The following is a 16,258-nucleotide window of genomic DNA, read 5'->3' as shown; positions in this document are numbered from 1 at the left end:
TCTGCGCCTAGAATGGGCGCTTGCTACAGGAGCACCTCATGCAGATTGTCGCCGACGAAAACATCCCCCTGCTCGATGAATTCTTTGCCGGTTTCGGCACCCTTCATCGCCACCCCGGCCGCGCCATCGACCGCGCCGCCCTGGGCGACGCCGAGGTGCTGCTGGTGCGCTCGGTGACCCGCGTCGACCGCGCGCTGCTGGAAGGCAGCAAGGTGCGCTTCGTCGGCACCTGCACCATCGGCACCGACCATCTGGACCTCGACTACTTCGCTGAAGCCGGCATCGCCTGGTCCAGCGCGCCGGGCTGTAATGCTCGTGGCGTGGTCGATTACGTGCTGGGTTGTCTGCTGGCCCTGGGCGAACGTACCGGGCGCCGCCTGCCGGAACTGACCTATGGCGTGGTCGGTGCCGGCCAGGTCGGCGGTCGCCTGGTCGAGGTGCTGCGCGGCCTGGGCTGGGACGTGCGGGTCTGCGATCCGCCGCGCCAGGCGACCGAGGGCGGCGACTTCGTCGAGCTGGCGGAGATTCTGCGCGAGTGCGATGTACTCAGCCTGCATACGCCGCTGGACGCCGGCACCCTCCACCTGATTGGCGCCGAGGAGCTGTGCGCGCTCAGGTCGGGCGCCTGGCTGATCAACGCCAGCCGTGGCGCGGTGCTCGACAATGCAGCGCTCAAGGCCCACCTGCGCAGCGGGGCCGATCTGCAGGTGGCGCTCGATGTATGGGAGGGCGAGCCGCAGGCCGATCCGGAGCTGGCCGCGCTGTGCCAGATAGCCACCCCGCACATTGCCGGCTACAGCCTGGACGGCAAGCTGCGTGGCACGGCGCAGATCTACCAGGCCTACTGCCGGACCATGGGCCTGGCCGAACAGGTGCAGTTGGATGAACTGCTGCCGCCGGCCTGGCTCGGCGCGCTGTCGCTGCACGAAGACGCCGCCATCGACTGGGCGCTGGCCACCCTGTGCCGCGCGGTATACGACCCGCGGCGCGACGACGCGGATTTCCGCCGCAGCCTGGTCGGCGATGCGGCGCAGCGCAAGGCAGCCTTCGATCAGCTGCGCAAGCATTACCCTCATCGCCGCGAGATCGACGGCCTGCAGGTGCGCCTGGAGGGTGATGCGCCGCATCTGGCTGCGCTGGTCGGAGCCTTGGGTTGCCGGGTGCTTTAGCAGATCGTTGAAAGAACTGGCTGCGTTGTCTGGACGTTGTTAAAAACAGCCTCAAAATGCTCATTTACTGCTCGTAAACTGCGCTTTTTCGGCTGTTTTTGCCTATGCGAGACTGCCTCGCCAACGTTTCTCAACGACCTGCTAGCCGGCCTGGCGCTGCTGCAGGCTCTGCTCCAGTTCGCGGCAGGCCTGCAGGATCATCTGCTCGGTGATGGGAATTTCCCGGCCCTCGGCATCGATAATGGCGCCGCCGACCGGCTGCTGCGGGTTGAAGGGCAGAATATGCGCCTGGTTGGGCTGTTGAATGGGTTGCATGGCGGCCTCCTGGTCTGACGATGGGCGCAGTCTAGGGCGGCCAGATGAAGGCGCGGTGACAGAACCGCGCGACTTGAATTGAAGGGCGTGGCCGCTGCCGCGCCGCTGGGGAGTGGTTATGAGCGTTTTCCATCTGGGCCTGATCATCAACCCGCTGGCTGGCCTCGGCGGACCGGCGGCGCTCAAGGGCAGCGACGGTGTGGCCGCCGAGGCCCTGGCGCGGGGCGCCGAGCCGCGCGCGGCGGAGCGCACGCGCATCGCCCTGGAGTGCCTGCGACCGGTGGCCGAGCGCCTGCAGTTCATCACCTTCCCCGGGCCCATGGGGGCTGACCTACTGGCGGAGCTGGGCTATGCCCACCGCGTGCTCGGCAGCCTGGGCCAGGGCCCGACGACAGCCGAGGACACCCAGGCGGCGGTGCGTGAACTGCAGGACGCCGGCTGCGCGCTGATCCTGTTCGCCGGTGGCGACGGCACCGCACGCGACGTGTGCAGTGTGGTGTGCGAGGAGCAGCCGGTGCTGGGCATTCCGGCCGGGGTGAAAATCCATTCCGCGGTCTATGCCATCAGCCCGCGCGCCGCCGGGCAGATGGCCCTGCGCCTGATCGAGGGTGGCCTGGTTCGGCTGTCCAGTGGCGAGGTGCGTGATATCGACGAAGCTGCCCTGCGCGACGGCAAGGTCGGCTCGCGGCATTACGGTGAGATGTGCGTGCCGGTGGAAGGCGAGTTCATGCAGCACGTCAAGCAGGGCGGCATGGAATCCGAGGAGCTGGTGCTGGTGGACCTGGCCGACTGGCTGGCCGAGAGCTGGGAGGAGGGCGTGCGCTACGTCTTCGGACCCGGCTCTACCCTTCATGGCCTGGCGCAGAACCTGGGGCTGGAGACCACCCTGCTGGGCGTGGACGTGATCGAGAACGGCCAGGTGATCGCCCGTGATGTGACCGAGGCGCAGCTGTTCGCGCTGATCGACGGTCATCCGGCGCGCCTGCTGGTCACCGCCATCGGCGGCCAGGGCCATATCATCGGTCGCGGCAACCAGCAGATCAGCCCGCGCGTGCTGCGCGCCATCGGCCTGGAGCACCTGCGGGTGATCGCTACCAAGCGCAAGCTCGGCACCCTGGACGGTCGTCCGCTGCGAGTGGACAGCGGCGATCCGGCGCTGGACGAGGCTTTCCCCGATGCCGTGCGCGTCTGGGCGGGTTACCGGGAAGAGCTGCTTTATCCGCTGGGTTGAATCAAGGAAAACCAAGCATGCGGCAAGCACATTGCGTTGGCCGGGGGGCCGGTGATGGTAGGGGACTTGGTCCTGCCCTGCGTCATCTGCTGTTGGCAGCGCTGCTGCTTGCCGGGCCGGCCTGGGCGAGCAGTATCGATCCGCAACAGCTGGTGCGCGACGCCCGCACCCAGATTGGTGTGACCCTGGGCTATGACCCGGTCTACCGCCGGCTCGACTATCCCGGCGGCGATGTACCGATTAGCACCGGCGTGTGCACCGATGTGGTGATCCGCGCCCTGCGTCAGCAGGGGCTGGATCTGCAGCAGATGGTGCATGAAGACATGCGTGCGCACTTCTCCCTCTACCCACGCAACTGGGGCCTGCAGCGCCCGGACCGCAATATCGACCACCGTCGCGTGCCCAACCTGATGACCTGGTTCAGGCGCCAGGGCCTGGCCCTCGAGGTCAGCGACAAACCGGCGGACTACCAGGCCGGCGATATCGTCACCTGGGACCTGGGGCGCGGCCTCACGCATATCGGCATCGTTTCCGATCGCACCAGCCCGGCGGGCGTACCACTGGTGCTGCACAACATCGGCCGTGGCACGCAGGAGGAGGACATCCTGTTCGGCTTCGCCATCACCGGTCACTATCGCTTCGTGCGATGAGTTAGCATCGCGGCAGGATTTCCGGAGGTCGCGATGGCTCTACCACCCCATATCCAGGCTGGCGAGCGTGTGGTGCTGTTCGACGGTGTGTGCCGGCTGTGCAATGGCTGGGCGAAGTTCCTGATCCGCCACGACCGCGAGCGGCGCTTTCGCCTGTGCTCGGTGCAGTCCGCCGAAGGGCAGGCGATCCTCGCCTGGTTTGGCCTGCCCACCGATGCGTTCGAGACCATGGCCTATATCGAGGGCGAGGCGCTGTTCGTGCGCTCCGACGCCGTGCTGCGCATCGTCGCCCAGCTGCCTGGCGCCTGGCGCTGGCTGGCCTGGCCGCGCATCCTGCCGCGTGCCCTGCGCGACTGGTGCTACGACCGCATCGCGCTGAACCGCTACCGCCTGTTCGGCCGTTATGACAGCTGCCTGCTGCCGGACCCGGACCACCAGGGCCGCTTCCTCGACAGCGCCGAGCCGCGCTCATGAGCCTGCTGTCCGCGAGCCGGCGTGAGGCGCTGAGCCTGGCCTGGCACTTCGTCGCGCCCTATCGCGGGCGGGTGATCGGCGCCTTGCTGGCGCTGATGTTCACCGCCGCCATCACCCTGTCCATGGGGCAGGGCATCCGCCTGCTGGTGGACCAGGGCCTGGCCACCCAGTCACAGGCCGCGCTGAACCACTCCATCGGCCTGTTCTTCGTGCTGGTGTTGGCCCTGGCGGTTGGCACCTTCAGTCGTTTCTATCTGGTCAGCTGGCTTGGCGAGCGGGTGGTGGCCGATATCCGCCGGCGCGTGTTCGATCACCTGATCGACCTGCACCCCGGTTTCTACGAGAGCAACCGTGCCTCGGAGATCCAGTCGCGGCTGACCGCCGACACCACGCTGCTGCAGACGGTGATCGGCTCCTCGCTGTCGATGGCCCTGCGCAACGGCATCATGCTGATCGGCGGGGTGATCCTGCTGTTCGTCACCAATGCCAAGCTCAGCGCCATCGTGGTCTGCTCGCTGCCGCTGGTGGTGGCGCCGATCCTGATCTTCGGCCGCCGCGTGCGCGCGCTCTCGCGGCAGACCCAGGACCGCGTCGCCGATGTCGGCAGTTACATCGGCGAGACGCTGGGCCAGATCAAGACGGTGCAGGCCTACAACCACCAGAACCAGGACCGTCAGCGCTTCGCCGGCACCGTGGAGGCGGCCTTTGCCACCGCCGGCAAACGCATTCGTCAGCGCGCCTGGCTGATCACCGTGGTTATCGTTCTGGTACTGGGCGCCGTCGGTGCCATGCTCTGGGTCGGCGGCATGGACGTTATCGCCGGACGCATCAGTGGCGGCGACCTGGCTGCGTTCGTGTTCTACAGCCTGATCGTCGGCATGGCCTTCGGCGCCATCAGCGAGGTGATCGGTGAGCTGCAGAGCGCCGCCGGCGCCGCCGAACGCATCGCCGAGCTGCTGCGCACGCGCAACCTGATCACAATACCGGCACAGGGCGAGCTGTTGCGCCTGCCCGAGCGGGTCAGCGGCGCACTGGAGCTGCGCGGCGTGCATTTCAGCTACCCGAGCCGGCCGGAGCATCCGGCCATCGATGGCATCGACCTGGCAGTACGGCCTGGCGAGACCCTGGCGCTGGTCGGTCCCTCTGGCGCAGGCAAGTCAACTCTGTTCGACCTGCTGCTGCGCTTCTTCGACCCGCAGCAGGGCGAGATCCTGGTCGAGGGCCTGCCGATCCAGCGGCTCGACCCGGCCGACCTGCGCCGCTGCTTCGCCCTGGTGTCGCAGAACCCGGCGCTGTTCTTCGGCAGCGTCGCGGACAACCTGCGCTATGGCCGGCCCGAGGCCACGGATGTCGAGGTCGAGGCCGCGGCGCGTGCGGCGCACGCCCACGAGTTCATCGAGCGCCTGCCGCAGGGCTACCAGACCCACCTGGGCGAGGCCGGGCTGGGGCTCTCCGGCGGCCAACGTCAGCGCCTGGCGATTGCCCGCGCGCTGCTCAGCGATGCGCCGATCCTGCTGCTCGACGAGGCCACCAGCGCGCTGGACGCCGAGAGCGAGCACCTGATCCAGCAGGCCCTGCCGGAGTTGATGCGCGGGCGTACCACCCTGGTGATCGCCCACCGCCTGGCCACGGTGAAGAACGCCGACCGCATCGCGGTGATCGAGCGCGGTCGCCTGCAGGCCATCGGCACACATGGTGAACTGGTGCTGAGCAACCCGCTGTATGCCCGGTTGGCCGAGCTGCAATTCAATACCGAGCGTCGTGAGCGCGACTGAGGAGTGTGCGTGGACAGGGAGTTTGGGGTGGTGGTACTGGGTGGCTATGGCAACTTCGGCCAGGTCATCGTGCGCAGGCTCAGCGGCATTGCCGGGATGCGCGTCTGGGTGGCCGGTCGCGACCGCGCCAAGGCCGAGGCGCTGGCCGCGCAGAGCGGCAGCCAGGCGCTGCCGCTGGACATGAACGCCGCGGACCTGGTCGAGCGCCTGCGTGCCACCGGGGCGCAGATGGTGATCTCCACCGCAGGGCCGTTCCAGGGCCAGGACTATCGGGTCGCCCGCGCCGCCATCGAGGCCGGCATGCATTATGCCGACCTGGCTGATGCGCGGGCCTTCGTCTGCGGCGTCGGCGAGCTGGATGAGGCGGCGCGAGCCGCCGGGGTGCTGGTCTGTGCAGGCGCCAGTTCGGTGCCGGCGCTGGCCGGGGCGGTGATCGATGAGCTGCTGCCGCGCTTCTCGCGGCTGGACAGCATCTGGCATGGCATCAGCTCTTCGGAGAAGACTCCGGGCGCTTCGACCTTGGCAGCGGTGCTGGACTATTGCGGCAAGCCATTCCGGCAATGGTGCGATGGCCAGTGGCAAACCGTATACGGCTGGCAGGACCTGGCTCGCCACGACTTCCCCGCGCCGCTCGGCCCACGCTGGGTGGCCAACTGCGATATCCCCGATCTCGAACTGTTTGCGGCGCGCTATGCCGGCGTGCGCAGCGTGCGCTTCTCCGCCGGTGTTGGCCTGCGCATCACCCAGTTCGGCACCTGGGCGCTGTCCTGGCTGGTGCGTGCCGGCCTGCTGCGTAGCGCGGTGCCGCTGACCCGGTTCTTGCATCGCCGCGCCGTGTCGGTGGAGCCTTTCGGCGACGGCCGCAGCGGTATGTTCGTGCGTCTGCAAGGGCTGGACCCGCAGGGGCAGCCGCTACGCCTGTGCTGGGAGCTGTTGGCCGAGCACAACGATGGCCCGAACATTCCCTGCATGGCGGCCGTGGCCCTGGCGCGCAAGCTGGCAGCCGGCACTCTGCAGGCTCGCGGCGCCATGCCCTGCCTGGGGCTGCTGACGCAGGACGAGTACCTGGCCGAGTTGCAGGGGCTGGCGATCAGTAGTGCGCTGCGTCCGCTCTGATCAGGCGTGCTTGCGCGGGCGGATGGTCAATGCCGCTCCCGCCGAGGCGAGGATGATCGCGCCAATGGCCAGCCACTGCGTGGCGCCCAGGCGCTCGCTGAGGTAGATCAGGCCGGAGAGGGCGGCGATGGCCGGCTCCATGCTCATCAGCACGCTGAAGGTGCGCGCCGGCATGCGCGTCAGGGCGACCATTTCCAGGCTGTAGGGTAGTGCCGACGACATCACCGCCACGGCCAGCGCCACCGGCAGCAGGTCGAGGGAGAACAGGTCGCTGCCGATCGACCACAGGCCTACCGGGAACACCAGCATGGCCGCCACCAGGGTGCCGAAGGCCACGGTCTGCGCCCCATGGGCGGCGCCGGCGCGCTGGCCGAAGAGGATGTACGACGCCCAGCAGACACCCGCACCCAGGGCCAGGGCCATGCCCAGCGGGTCGAGGTGGTCGTTGGCGGACGTGTCCGGCAGCAGCAGCCAGAGGCCGAGCGCGGCCAGGGCGATCCAGACAAAGTCCAGCAACCGCCGCGAGCCGAACAGTGCCAGGGCCAGCGGGCCGGTGAACTCCAGGGCCACGGCGATGCCCAGCGGGATGGTCTTCAGCGACATGTAGAACAGCAGGTTCATCGCCCCCAGCGACAGGCCGTAACCGAGCAGCGAGCGCCAGGCGGCGAAGTTCGGGCGGGTGCGCCAGGGCCGCATGACGACGCACAGGATCAGCGCGGCCAGGCTCAGGCGCAGGGCGGTGGTGCCCTCGGGGCCGATCAGCGGGAACAGGCTCTTGGCCAGGGAGGCGCCGCTCTGGATCGAGGTCATGGCGATGATCAGCAGGGCGATGGGCAGGAGCAGGGCGGAGCGGCGCATGTTTTGGCAGTCGACGAAGGGCAATAAAAAAGCCGACACGGGGCCGGCTACGATCTTGCTCACACAGTAGCAAGCTTTGGATTCAGGCGACATCCTCAGTCGTTGGCGTGCGGGCAGGTACTCAGCGCCTGCTGGGCAAACTCGACGAACTCCGCCTCGTGCTGGCTCCAGTGCCAGTTGTCCAGGCGCGGGCCCAGCAGTTGGCGGAAACCGCACAGGTCACTCTGCAGGCTCTGGTGCCAGCCGGGGTCATCGGGGAAGGCATCGAAGATCTGTTCGGCACTGAACAGGTAGAAGCTGAACAGGTTGTCCTGGCCAGCCTCGCGTGCCGGGCCTGAGGTCGAGCCGGGGAGGTCGGGTTCGGCCAGCTCGGGCTTCTCGATCACCAGCTTGAGGTATTCCTTGTAGGCGTCGCGGGCCGAGGCTTCGCGCTGGCTGGCCTCGCTGGCCCGTATCTGCCAGACCGCCACCAGCAAGCCGCCAATGGCCAGCAGCGCGGTGGCGATGGTGCTCAGGTGGGCGAGATGGCGCAGCAGTGCTCGGTCCATAGGGAGGCCTCGGTGATCACGTATCCACTGAGCCTAGTCGAGCCTGCTGTGGGCGGCCGCCCGAGGGCATCGGGCGGCCGCAGGGGATCAGGCCTCGGCCTGGGTGGCGGCGCGCTGGCCGGAGAGCAGGGCGCCGTGCACGGTGGCGAACATTTGCTTGTGGGTCGCCTCACCGGCGAAGAACACGCGGTTTGAGATAGGCGCGGCCAGGTCGTCGCGCATCGCCGGTTTGGAGCCCAGTTTGTAGAAGGAATAGGCCCCGTAGCTGTACGGATCCTGGCTCCAGCGGGTGATCTGGAAACCGATCGGGTCTGGGATGCCGCTGCCGAACATCTGTTTCAGCCGCGTCATGGCGCCGGCGACGATCTGCGCATCGCTCCACGCCTCGATCTGCCCACCGAAGTCGCCGGCGTTGAAGCCCAGCAGGATCGGCTGGCCGGTCAGCCGGGCCAGGTTCAGCCACTGACTCCACTGGCCGTGCTGGGACAGCGGCGGAATGTATTCCAGCCAGTCTTCCTGCGGCCAGAACTGGGTCGGGAAACGCAGGTAGCACTTGTTGAAGTGACCCATGCCGAGTTTGCTGATGGCGGTGGTCTTCTTGGTTGGCAGGGCCGGGGTGAATTTGATCGAGCCTTTCTTCAGTACGCCCAGCGGCACGGTAACGATGACGCGATCGGCGCTGAAGCTGCCCTTGTTGGTGGTGACCTTGACTGCAGCGGTGCTGGAGTCGATGGCGCTGACCACCTGCCCCAGTTGCACGTTGAGGCCGCGCGCCAGGTAGTTGACCAAGGTGCGGTAACCGTCGGCGAATACGGCGTCTTCGCCGTTGTAACCGCCCATGCTGTCGAACCAGTAGGTGGAGAGGTCATTGCGGCTGCCCGCGTACTCCTGCTCCACGGTGCTGTTGGTGATGAACGCCAGGAGCTGTTGGTCGCCTGTATCGAGGCTGGCCCAGTCCAGCTGGCTTTCTATGGTGTTGCGCACCGAGCGGTCGATGTCGTCGTTCTGGCCCTGACCGATGGCCCACTCATGTTCGTCCTTGAGCGCGGCCAGGCGCGAGGCGCGGGTGGCGTTGATCGGTTTGCCGTCGACGTCATAGTCCACCACGCTGTCGTAGCTGGTGGTAATCAGTTGCGCACCGGCACTGCGGGCCAGTGGGGTGAGTGGATTGCCGTCCATTTCATGAATCCAGGAGGCCCCGAGATCGACAGGAGCGTCTGCCCAGGCGGCGCTGGTCCAGGTGCGGCCGCCTAGACGGTTGCGCGCTTCGAGTACGGTAACCTGATGGCCGCGCCCGGCCAGCTGGCTGGCCGCGGCCAGACCGGCGATGCCGGCGCCGATCACGATGACCCGCTTCGGGCTGGTGGTGGCGCCCAGAGTAGTCCGGCTGGCGGTTGCAGCTGCTGCCATGGCAGCTGCCAATCCGGCGTTTTTCAGCAAAGTGCGACGATTCATCGGGTAACGCTCCTGTCTTGTGCTTGTTGTCGGGGTTACTGCTGCGTGGCCGGGAAGGCCTCGTCATCGGGGTAGGGGAACCATTCCGGGTCGTCGATGGCCTGCGGGGCGATCATCACCATCTTCGAGCGGCGGAATTGCTCCAGCCCCTCGATGCCCAGTTCACGGCCCTGGCCGGTCATCTTGCGGCCGCCGAAGGGCACGCAATCGTTGTCGTTGAGCGGGGTGTTGACCCAGACGATGCCGGACTCGATCTCGTTCACCGCACGCATGGCTTCGGCGAGGTTCTCGGTGTAGATGTTGGCGCCCAGGCCGAATTCGGAGTCGTTGGCCAGGGCAATCGCCTCGTCCAGGCTGCGCACCTTGCACACCGGCGCCAGCGGGCCGAAGCACTCACCGTGCATGATGTCCATGGCGTGGCTGACCTCCAGCACCGTGGGTTCGAAGAACCAGCCCTGCTCGCGGTCTGCCGGGCGCTTGCCGCCGCAGACGATGCGCGCGCCCTGTTCCACGGCGCGGGCCACGATGTTCTCTACCCGCGCCCGCTCGCGGGCCGATGCCAGCGGGCCGATGTCCACGCACTCCAGACCGTTGCCGATGCGCAGCTTGCGGGCCTCGGCCGCCAGGGCACTGACGAAGCGGTCGTAGACGTCTTCATGCACGTAGAAACGCTCGGCCGAGGTGCACACCTGACCGCAGTTGAGGAAGGCGGCGAAGGCGGCGCCACGGGCGACGATCTCCACCGGCGACGAGGGCATGACGATGAACGGGTCGTTGCCGGAGGCTTCGATCAGCACCGGCTTGAAGCGCAGCGCGGCGCTCTGCGCCACCGCCTGACCGGCCGGCACGCTGCCGGTGAAGGCCACGGCATGGGTGTGCGGGTGTGCCACCAGATGGCGGCCGACGTTGGCGCCGCCGGTCAGGCACTGCACCAGTCCGGCCGGCAGATGGTCGAAGGCCTGCATGACCAGCAGCAGGGTCAGCGAGGTCAGCTCCGACGGCTTGACGATGATGGCGTTGCCGGCGGCCAGCGAGGCCGCGGCCTGCCAGCCGAACAGCAGCACCGGGAAGTTGTAGGGCACGATGGAAACCACGGTACCCAGCGGCTCCTTGATGGTCATGTGCAGCTGACCGGCGATGGCCGGGCCGGCCACGCGGCCGTGTTCCTGGCGGGCCAGTTCGGCGTAGTAGCGGAAGGCCGAGGCCGAGGCGCCGGCCTCCCACTCGGCCTCGCGGTAGGGTTTGCCCATCTCGCGGGTCAGGCATTCGCCCACCTGGGCGCTGAGTTCGCCGAGGCGGTCGGCGACCCGGTGCAGGGCGTCGGCGCGCTTCAGGGCGCTGAGCGCCCACCAGCCCTTCTGGGCCTGGTTGGCCAGGGCAATGGCCTGTTCCATCTCGGCCTCGGTGGCCTCGGCATAGCAGCCGATTTCGGCCTCGGTGGCCGGGTCGATGATGGTCACGCGGGCGCCGTTACCGGGCAGGTACTGGCCATCGACGAAGTGTTGGGCGGAGCGTTCGAGCATCAGGGTGGCTGTGGGTGTCATGCGGCAGGTCCTGTGATGGAGGGCAGTGTCCGGCGCAGGATGCGAGGCATGTCCGGCCTGCAACAACCTGCGTTTTCTGTGCTAGGTTGTTAAAAAAACTAATAGCTGGAGCCGGCATGGTCGCGCATCGTTTGCCCCCCCTGAATGCCGTGCGTGCCTTCGAGGCCGCTGCCCGTCTGGGTAGCTACGTGGCCGCCGCGCAGGAGCTGCATGTCACCCAGCCGGCCATCGGCCGGCATGTGAAGGCGCTGGAAGAGCGTCTGCAGACGCAGCTGTTTCAGCGCACGCCGCGTGGCGTGGTGCTGACCGAAGATGGCTGGCGTTACTTCGAACAGGTCAGCGCCGCGCTGACGCAGATCGCCGAGGCTTCCTACGAGCTGACCTCCCGCGCCCAGCAGCGCTGGTTGCGCCTGCTGGTGGTGCCGGGGTTCGCCGGGCGCTGGCTGCGCCATCACCTGGCCGAGTTCCGTGCGCTGCACCCCGGCATCCGTATCGCCCTTGAGCCGAATCCGTCTTTTCGCGAAGTGACGGCCGAGCGTGCCGATCTGGGTATCGCCTTTGGCGAGGGCGAGGAGTTCAGCGGCCCGCGCGAGGTGCTGGTGCAGCCGCCGATCTTTCCGGTCTGCTCGCCGGCGTTTCTGCTCGAGCACGGGCCGCTGACGGGGGTCGAAGACCTGCTGCGTCTGCCTCTGCTGCACGAGGACGACGGCTACTGGTGGGGCGCCTGGCTGCAGAGCCAGGGGCTGCGGGCGCGGCTGAGCAGCGAGATGTCCTATGTCAGTGCCGATCAGGTGATCGACCTGGCGCTGGCCGGTGCCGGGGTGGCGCTGACCAATGGCCTGCTGGTCGAGGAGGAGCTGGCCAGTGGCCGGCTGGTGCGTCCGCTGGCTAATCAGGCGGTACTGGAGGGCTATCTGTTGCTCAGTCCGGCGGGGGGCTTGAAGCCGGAGGCCAAGTTGTTCCGCCAGTGGCTGTTCGCCAAGCTGGCCAGCCTTCAGGTATGACTTTTTCTAATAGCCAGGTGCCCTAATCGCGTGTTGTGGCCAGTGGCTGTGCTCTCCTAAGGTCTGGCTGTCCCGATCCCACCGCGAGAGCCTCCATGAAGTCACGATCCTCCGCTCTTTGCCGCGCGTTCCTGTCCAGCGCCCTGTGCCTGGGCGTGCTGAGCGCTCAGGCCGCTTCACAGTCACTGAATGTCCTCAACTGGTCGGAGCTGATCCCGGCCGAGGTGCAGAAGGCCTATGCCCAGCAGACCTCGACCGAGATGACCTACGACATCCTCGACAGCGACGACACGCTGGAGAGCAAGCTCTTGACCGGTCACTCCGGTTACGACGTGGTCTATCCGTCCTCCTCCTACATGGCCAAGCAGATCAAGGCGGGGGCCTACGAGCCGCTGGACTGGTCGAAGATTCCCAACCGTGTGCACCTGGACCCGGTGTTGCTGAAGAAGGTCGAACTGCATGACCTGGGTAACCGCTACGGCGTGCCCTTTCTCTGGGGCACCAACGGCATTCTGGTCAACGTCAAACAGGTGCGGGCCATCCTCGGCGAGGACTTCGACCTGAACACCCAGGCTCTGCTGTTCGATCCGCTGGTGGTGAGCAAGCTGGCCAAGTGCGGGGTGTCCTTCCTCGATTCGCCGCAGGATGTGTTCACCATGGTGCTGGCCTATCTGGGGCGTGATCCCAACAGCAACGATATCGAGGACTACAAGGCCGCCTACATGCAGCTGCAGCGCGTCTGGCCGCACATCCGTCAGGTCAACTCGACCTACCGGGATCAGATCACCCGTGGCGAAATCTGTGTGGCCATGGCCTGGAGTGGAGATGCCGGGGTGGTCAACCGCATCGTCCGCGAGAACAAGCTGGACATGGAAATCCGTTACATCACGCCCAAGGGCCAGACCCCCATCTGGTTCACCATGATGGGGATTCCCAAGGATGCGCCCAACAAGGATGCGGCCTACCAGTGGATCAACTATCTGCTCGACCCCAAGGTGGCGACCCAGGTGACCGAGTACAACAGCTACCCGAGTTCGGTGCGGGAGGCGCAGGAGGCCAGCCGCGCGATTCAGGATGGCCGTTATGCTCCGGGTGAGGCGGAGATCCGCAGCTTCTATGTCTCGGGCACGATCGGGCCGAAAACGATCAAGGTGATGACCAAATACTGGCGGCGCCTCTACAGCAACTAGTCTGTGTGTGGCAGTGTTCCAAAGCAGCTTGCCCCGCCTTGTGTGGGGCTTTTTTGCGAGGGTGGTATGACCATCAAACGACGTGATTTCCTCAACGGTGCGGCGCTTGCGGTGGGCGCCGGGTTGCTGCCCTGGCAACTGGTCCGGGCCGCGCAGGCGCAGCAGGCCGGCTATCCGCCGGCGCTGACCGGGTTGCGCGGCAGCCACCCCGGCAGCTTCGAGGTGGCTCACCAGATGGGCTGGGAAAAGAAGGTGTTCGACACCGACAAACTGCCCATACAGGAGGAATACGACCTGGTGGTGGTCGGCGCCGGTATCAGCGGTCTGGCCGCGGCCTGGTTCTACCGCGAGCGGCACCCGCAGGCGCGCATACTGATGCTGGACAACCACGATGACTTCGGCGGGCATGCCCGGCGCAACGAGTTTCGTGCCGGTGGCCGGCTGATTCTGGGCTATGGCGGCAGCGAATCGCTGGACTCGCCCAAGGCCAATTTCAGTGATCAGGTTCACCGCCTGCTGCAGGCGCTGGGTGTGCATCTGGAGCGTTTCGATCAGGCCTATCAGCACCGGCTGTATGAGGAACTGGACAGCGCGGTGTTCTTCGACCGGCAGACCTTCGGTGAGGACCGGCTGGTGGTGGGTGAGCCCGATGCGGAGGCCGGGGATGAAGCGGACTGGGCCGGCTTTATCGGGCGTTTCCCGCTGCCTGAGGCTGATCGCGAGGCGTTGCGGGCGCTGTACGAGGATGAAGAGGACTACCTCGCCGAGATGCCCGCCGATGAGCGCGAGGATTACCTGGCCAGCCTGAGCTACCGCGATTACCTCAAACGGCACGTGGGGCTGTCGGAAACGGCCATTGCCTATTTCCAGCAGCGCTCCAGCGATGAGTACGGTTATCGCATCGACTTTCTACCGGCGAGCGATGCCCGGTATGCCGGGTACCCGGGATTTGCCGGGCTGGGGCTGGAGGAGGATGAAGGCGAAGAGGAGCCCTATATCTATCACTTTCCCGATGGCAACGCCGGCGTGGCACGTCTGCTGGTGCGCGACCTGATTCCGGGCGTGGCGCCGGGGCGCGGCATGGAGGATGTGGTGCTGGCCGCCTTCGACTACGGCCGGCTGGATGTCCCCGGGCAGGCGGTGCGGTTGCGCCTGTCGAGCACCGCCGTCAGCGTGCGCAATCGTGACGAGGGGGTGGATGTCGGCTACAGCCGCGGCGGGCAGCTCTACCGTGTGCGCGGGCGTCACTGCGTGCTGGCCTGCTACAACATGCTGATTCCCTACATCCTGCGCGACCTGCCGGCGGCGCAGGCCACGGCGCTGAGCCAGAACGTCAAGCTGCCGATGGTGTATGCCAACGTGGTGCTCCGCGACTGGAGCAGCTGGGCCACGCTGGGCATGCAGGAGGTCTATTCACCGGGCATGCCGTTCTGCCTGGTCAAGCTCGACTACCCGGTGGACCTCGGTGGGTACCGCGCGCCACGTGATCCACAGCAGCCGATCTGTCTGCACATGGTGCAGGTGCCGCATGCGGCGGGCGTCGGACCGGACCTGCGCACCCAGGCGCGGGCAGCCCGCATGCAGATCTACATCACGTCTTTCGAGCAGTACGAGGCGCAGATCCGCGACCAGTTGCAACGCCTGCTGGGCAAGGCCGGCTTCGACAGCCAGCGCGATATCCTGGCCATCACCGTCAACCGCTGGCCCCATGGCTATTCCTACTACAGCAACTCGCTGTTTGACGGTCCGGATGGCGGCGAAGCGGTGATGAAAGCCGCCCGCCAGCCGCTGGGCCGCGTGGCCATCGCCAACTCCGATGCGGGATGGGACCCGTACTTGCACGGCGCCGTCGATCAGGCGTGGCGGGCGGTGGGCGAGCTGGGGTAGTAAAGGGCGCTGTATCTCTAAACGAAAAAGCCGGCTGGGTGGCCGGCTTTTTCAGCACAGGGTGCCAATCAGCGGTATTCGCACAGGTAGGCGGTGTCTACCGCTACCTTGAGCTGGAACTTGCTGTTGCCCGGTACGGTGAACTGGCTGCCGGCGGCAAAGGTTTCCCAGTTGTCGCTGCCCGGCAGCTTGACGGTCAGGGCGCCGGCGACCACGTGCATCACTTCCAGCTGCGCGGTGCCGAACTCGTATTCGCCAGGGGCCATCACGCCGATGGTGGCCGGACCTTCGGCCATGGCGAAGCCGATGGATTTGACGGTGCCGTCGAAGTATTCGTTGACCTTGAACATGGCGGGCTCCTCGGAAAGGGTCGAAAAAGGCCCGCCAGTATGCCCAAGGCCGCGATTGGCGTCAGCCCTCAGGTGGCAAATATCACGGGCAGCAGCCTGGCTGTATTGCGCGCGTCTTCGAGGGCGCGATGCTGCTGCCCTTGAAACTGCAAGCCGGTCAGCTGCAGGGCCGCGTTGAGGCCGACGGCGCGCTTGAGCTGGCGGCTCTCGGCGAATCGCTGCTTGAGGTTGTGATGAGCGATGTCCTGGAGGCAGCTGCGCAGATCATGACGCTGCCACTCCTGGAGCAACTGGCGGCGATCGTAGTCGCCCCAGCTGCCCCAGCCCACCAGATGGGGCAGGTGCGGCTGCAGCCAGCGCTCGAACTGTGGCCAGATCTGGGCAAGCGACTGGGCGCCGTCGACCTGCGCCTGGCTGATATGGGTCAGCTCGCGGCAGAAGTCGGTCAGGTAGGGGCGCCGCAGCGGACGCACGAAGCGCTGGAAGTGTTCCAGCTCATGGCCATCGGCGGCGACCAGGCTGGCGCCAATCTCGATGATTTCCATGTCTTCGATCGGCCAGCCACCTTCTTCGGTGGTGGCTTCCAGGTCGATGATCAGCCATTGGCGCATCCGGGCCTCCTTAGCTCGCAGCCATTATGGCGTGCCTTGCACAGTTTTGCCGTCCAGCTGTGCTGGCTGGCGCCACCCTGT

Annotated in this window: 16 protein-coding genes; 9 read left to right on the top strand and 7 right to left on the bottom strand. The window is 66.7% G+C overall.

What is annotated here, in order from left to right; translation table 11 throughout:
* Nucleotides 1–38 precede the first annotated feature (38 nt).
* Entirely contained in the window at nucleotides 39–1,169 is a 1,131-nt protein-coding gene (pdxB, locus tag ACOAPY_RS11825) for a 4-phosphoerythronate dehydrogenase PdxB (RefSeq protein ID WP_465153398.1), read from the top strand.
* A gap of 141 nt (nucleotides 1,170–1,310) precedes the next feature.
* Here the strand turns inward: pdxB and ACOAPY_RS11820 are convergent, their stop codons facing one another.
* Nucleotides 1,311–1,484, bottom strand: coding sequence for a PA1571 family protein (locus ACOAPY_RS11820; RefSeq protein ID WP_465153397.1), 174 nt, complete (start codon nucleotides 1,482–1,484; stop codon nucleotides 1,311–1,313).
* Between the two features lie 118 nt (nucleotides 1,485–1,602).
* On the opposite strand from ACOAPY_RS11820, the gene ACOAPY_RS11815 reads away from it, so the two are divergent.
* Genes ACOAPY_RS11815 through ACOAPY_RS11795 form a run of 5 tightly spaced genes read left to right on the top strand, consistent with a single transcriptional unit; the run spans nucleotide 1,603 to nucleotide 6,730 of the window.
* Complete coding sequence (locus ACOAPY_RS11815) at nucleotides 1,603–2,715, top strand: ATP-NAD kinase family protein (RefSeq protein WP_465153396.1); 1,113 nt, start codon at nucleotides 1,603–1,605, stop codon at nucleotides 2,713–2,715.
* 17 nt (nucleotides 2,716–2,732) lie between these two features.
* Nucleotides 2,733–3,365, top strand: a complete 633-nt coding sequence (locus ACOAPY_RS11810; RefSeq protein WP_465153395.1) for a DUF1287 domain-containing protein — start codon at nucleotides 2,733–2,735, stop codon at nucleotides 3,363–3,365.
* 33 nt (nucleotides 3,366–3,398) lie between these two features.
* Nucleotides 3,399–3,839 carry a thiol-disulfide oxidoreductase DCC family protein gene (locus ACOAPY_RS11805; RefSeq protein ID WP_465153394.1) on the top strand — a complete coding sequence of 147 codons (441 nt, stop codon included), beginning with the start codon at nucleotides 3,399–3,401 and terminating at the stop codon, nucleotides 3,837–3,839.
* Nucleotides 3,836–5,614, top strand: coding sequence for an ABC transporter transmembrane domain-containing protein (locus ACOAPY_RS11800; RefSeq protein WP_465153393.1), 1,779 nt, complete (start codon nucleotides 3,836–3,838; stop codon nucleotides 5,612–5,614). Before ACOAPY_RS11805 ends, ACOAPY_RS11800 begins: the two co-directional genes overlap by 4 nt.
* Before the next feature lie 9 nt (nucleotides 5,615–5,623).
* The gene (locus tag ACOAPY_RS11795; protein ID WP_465153392.1) at nucleotides 5,624–6,730 is read left to right on the top strand and encodes a saccharopine dehydrogenase family protein; all 1,107 of its coding nucleotides are present in this window, start codon (nucleotides 5,624–5,626) and stop codon (nucleotides 6,728–6,730) included.
* On the opposite strand, the gene rhtA is transcribed toward ACOAPY_RS11795, so the two are convergent.
* The 4 genes from rhtA to ACOAPY_RS11775 all read right to left on the bottom strand — a co-directional run bounded on the left by rhtA (nucleotide 6,731) and on the right by ACOAPY_RS11775 (nucleotide 11,135).
* Nucleotides 6,731–7,588, bottom strand: coding sequence for a threonine/homoserine exporter RhtA (gene rhtA, locus ACOAPY_RS11790; RefSeq protein WP_465153391.1), 858 nt, complete (start codon nucleotides 7,586–7,588; stop codon nucleotides 6,731–6,733). It lies immediately after the preceding gene.
* Between the two features lie 95 nt (nucleotides 7,589–7,683).
* Nucleotides 7,684–8,136: a hypothetical protein gene (locus ACOAPY_RS11785; RefSeq protein ID WP_465153390.1), complete on the bottom strand. Its 453-nt coding sequence runs from the start codon at nucleotides 8,134–8,136 to the stop codon at nucleotides 7,684–7,686.
* A gap of 87 nt (nucleotides 8,137–8,223) precedes the next feature.
* Nucleotides 8,224–9,591 (bottom strand): flavin monoamine oxidase family protein, encoded by a 1,368-nt coding sequence (locus ACOAPY_RS11780; protein WP_465153389.1) that lies wholly within the window; start codon nucleotides 9,589–9,591, stop codon nucleotides 8,224–8,226.
* Between the two features lie 35 nt (nucleotides 9,592–9,626).
* Nucleotides 9,627–11,135: an aldehyde dehydrogenase family protein gene (locus ACOAPY_RS11775; protein ID WP_465153388.1), complete on the bottom strand. Its 1,509-nt coding sequence runs from the start codon at nucleotides 11,133–11,135 to the stop codon at nucleotides 9,627–9,629.
* Nucleotides 11,136–11,251: 116 nt separating this feature from the next.
* Here ACOAPY_RS11775 and ACOAPY_RS11770 point away from each other — a divergent pair, with 116 nt between their 5' ends.
* From ACOAPY_RS11770 to ACOAPY_RS11760, 3 genes are all read left to right on the top strand, one after another.
* Nucleotides 11,252–12,139, top strand: coding sequence for a LysR substrate-binding domain-containing protein (locus tag ACOAPY_RS11770; protein ID WP_465153387.1), 888 nt, complete (start codon nucleotides 11,252–11,254; stop codon nucleotides 12,137–12,139).
* A 95-nt stretch (nucleotides 12,140–12,234) separates the two neighbouring features.
* A complete protein-coding gene (locus tag ACOAPY_RS11765; RefSeq protein ID WP_465153386.1) occupies nucleotides 12,235–13,329 on the top strand; it encodes an extracellular solute-binding protein in 1,095 nt (364 codons plus the stop codon).
* Between the two features lie 66 nt (nucleotides 13,330–13,395).
* Nucleotides 13,396–15,216: an NAD(P)-binding protein gene (locus tag ACOAPY_RS11760; RefSeq protein WP_465153385.1), complete on the top strand. Its 1,821-nt coding sequence runs from the start codon at nucleotides 13,396–13,398 to the stop codon at nucleotides 15,214–15,216.
* Between the two features lie 68 nt (nucleotides 15,217–15,284).
* Here ACOAPY_RS11760 and ppnP read toward each other — a convergent pair whose 3' ends face one another.
* Nucleotides 15,285–15,566, bottom strand: coding sequence for a pyrimidine/purine nucleoside phosphorylase (ppnP, locus tag ACOAPY_RS11755; protein WP_021699787.1), 282 nt, complete (start codon nucleotides 15,564–15,566; stop codon nucleotides 15,285–15,287).
* 68 nt (nucleotides 15,567–15,634) lie between these two features.
* Nucleotides 15,635–16,177, bottom strand: coding sequence for a 3'-5' exonuclease (locus tag ACOAPY_RS11750; RefSeq protein WP_465153384.1), 543 nt, complete (start codon nucleotides 16,175–16,177; stop codon nucleotides 15,635–15,637).
* Between the last annotated feature and the right edge of the window lie 81 nt (nucleotides 16,178–16,258).

Source organism: Pseudomonas stagnisoli, assembly GCF_048595745.1.
Taxonomy (GTDB): domain Bacteria; phylum Pseudomonadota; class Gammaproteobacteria; order Pseudomonadales; family Pseudomonadaceae; genus Aquipseudomonas; species Aquipseudomonas alcaligenes_A.
This window is presented reverse-complemented; position numbering and strand designations above follow the sequence as displayed.

Coding starts and splice junctions, on each gene's coding strand:
- pdxB (WP_465153398.1), top strand. CDS start 39: ATGCAGATTGTCGCCGACGAAAACATCCCCCTGCTCGATGAATTCTTT.
- ACOAPY_RS11820 (WP_465153397.1), bottom strand. CDS start 1,484: ATGCAACCCATTCAACAGCCCAACCAGGCGCATATTCTGCCCTTCAAC.
- ACOAPY_RS11815 (WP_465153396.1), top strand. CDS start 1,603: ATGAGCGTTTTCCATCTGGGCCTGATCATCAACCCGCTGGCTGGCCTC.
- ACOAPY_RS11810 (WP_465153395.1), top strand. CDS start 2,733: ATGCGGCAAGCACATTGCGTTGGCCGGGGGGCCGGTGATGGTAGGGGA.
- ACOAPY_RS11805 (WP_465153394.1), top strand. CDS start 3,399: ATGGCTCTACCACCCCATATCCAGGCTGGCGAGCGTGTGGTGCTGTTC.
- ACOAPY_RS11800 (WP_465153393.1), top strand. CDS start 3,836: ATGAGCCTGCTGTCCGCGAGCCGGCGTGAGGCGCTGAGCCTGGCCTGG.
- rhtA (WP_465153391.1), bottom strand. CDS start 7,588: ATGCGCCGCTCCGCCCTGCTCCTGCCCATCGCCCTGCTGATCATCGCC.
- ACOAPY_RS11785 (WP_465153390.1), bottom strand. CDS start 8,136: ATGGACCGAGCACTGCTGCGCCATCTCGCCCACCTGAGCACCATCGCC.
- ACOAPY_RS11780 (WP_465153389.1), bottom strand. CDS start 9,591: ATGAATCGTCGCACTTTGCTGAAAAACGCCGGATTGGCAGCTGCCATG.
- ACOAPY_RS11775 (WP_465153388.1), bottom strand. CDS start 11,135: ATGACACCCACAGCCACCCTGATGCTCGAACGCTCCGCCCAACACTTC.
- ACOAPY_RS11770 (WP_465153387.1), top strand. CDS start 11,252: ATGGTCGCGCATCGTTTGCCCCCCCTGAATGCCGTGCGTGCCTTCGAG.
- ACOAPY_RS11765 (WP_465153386.1), top strand. CDS start 12,235: ATGAAGTCACGATCCTCCGCTCTTTGCCGCGCGTTCCTGTCCAGCGCC.
- ACOAPY_RS11760 (WP_465153385.1), top strand. CDS start 13,396: ATGACCATCAAACGACGTGATTTCCTCAACGGTGCGGCGCTTGCGGTG.
- ppnP (WP_021699787.1), bottom strand. CDS start 15,566: ATGTTCAAGGTCAACGAATACTTCGACGGCACCGTCAAATCCATCGGC.
- ACOAPY_RS11750 (WP_465153384.1), bottom strand. CDS start 16,177: ATGCGCCAATGGCTGATCATCGACCTGGAAGCCACCACCGAAGAAGGT.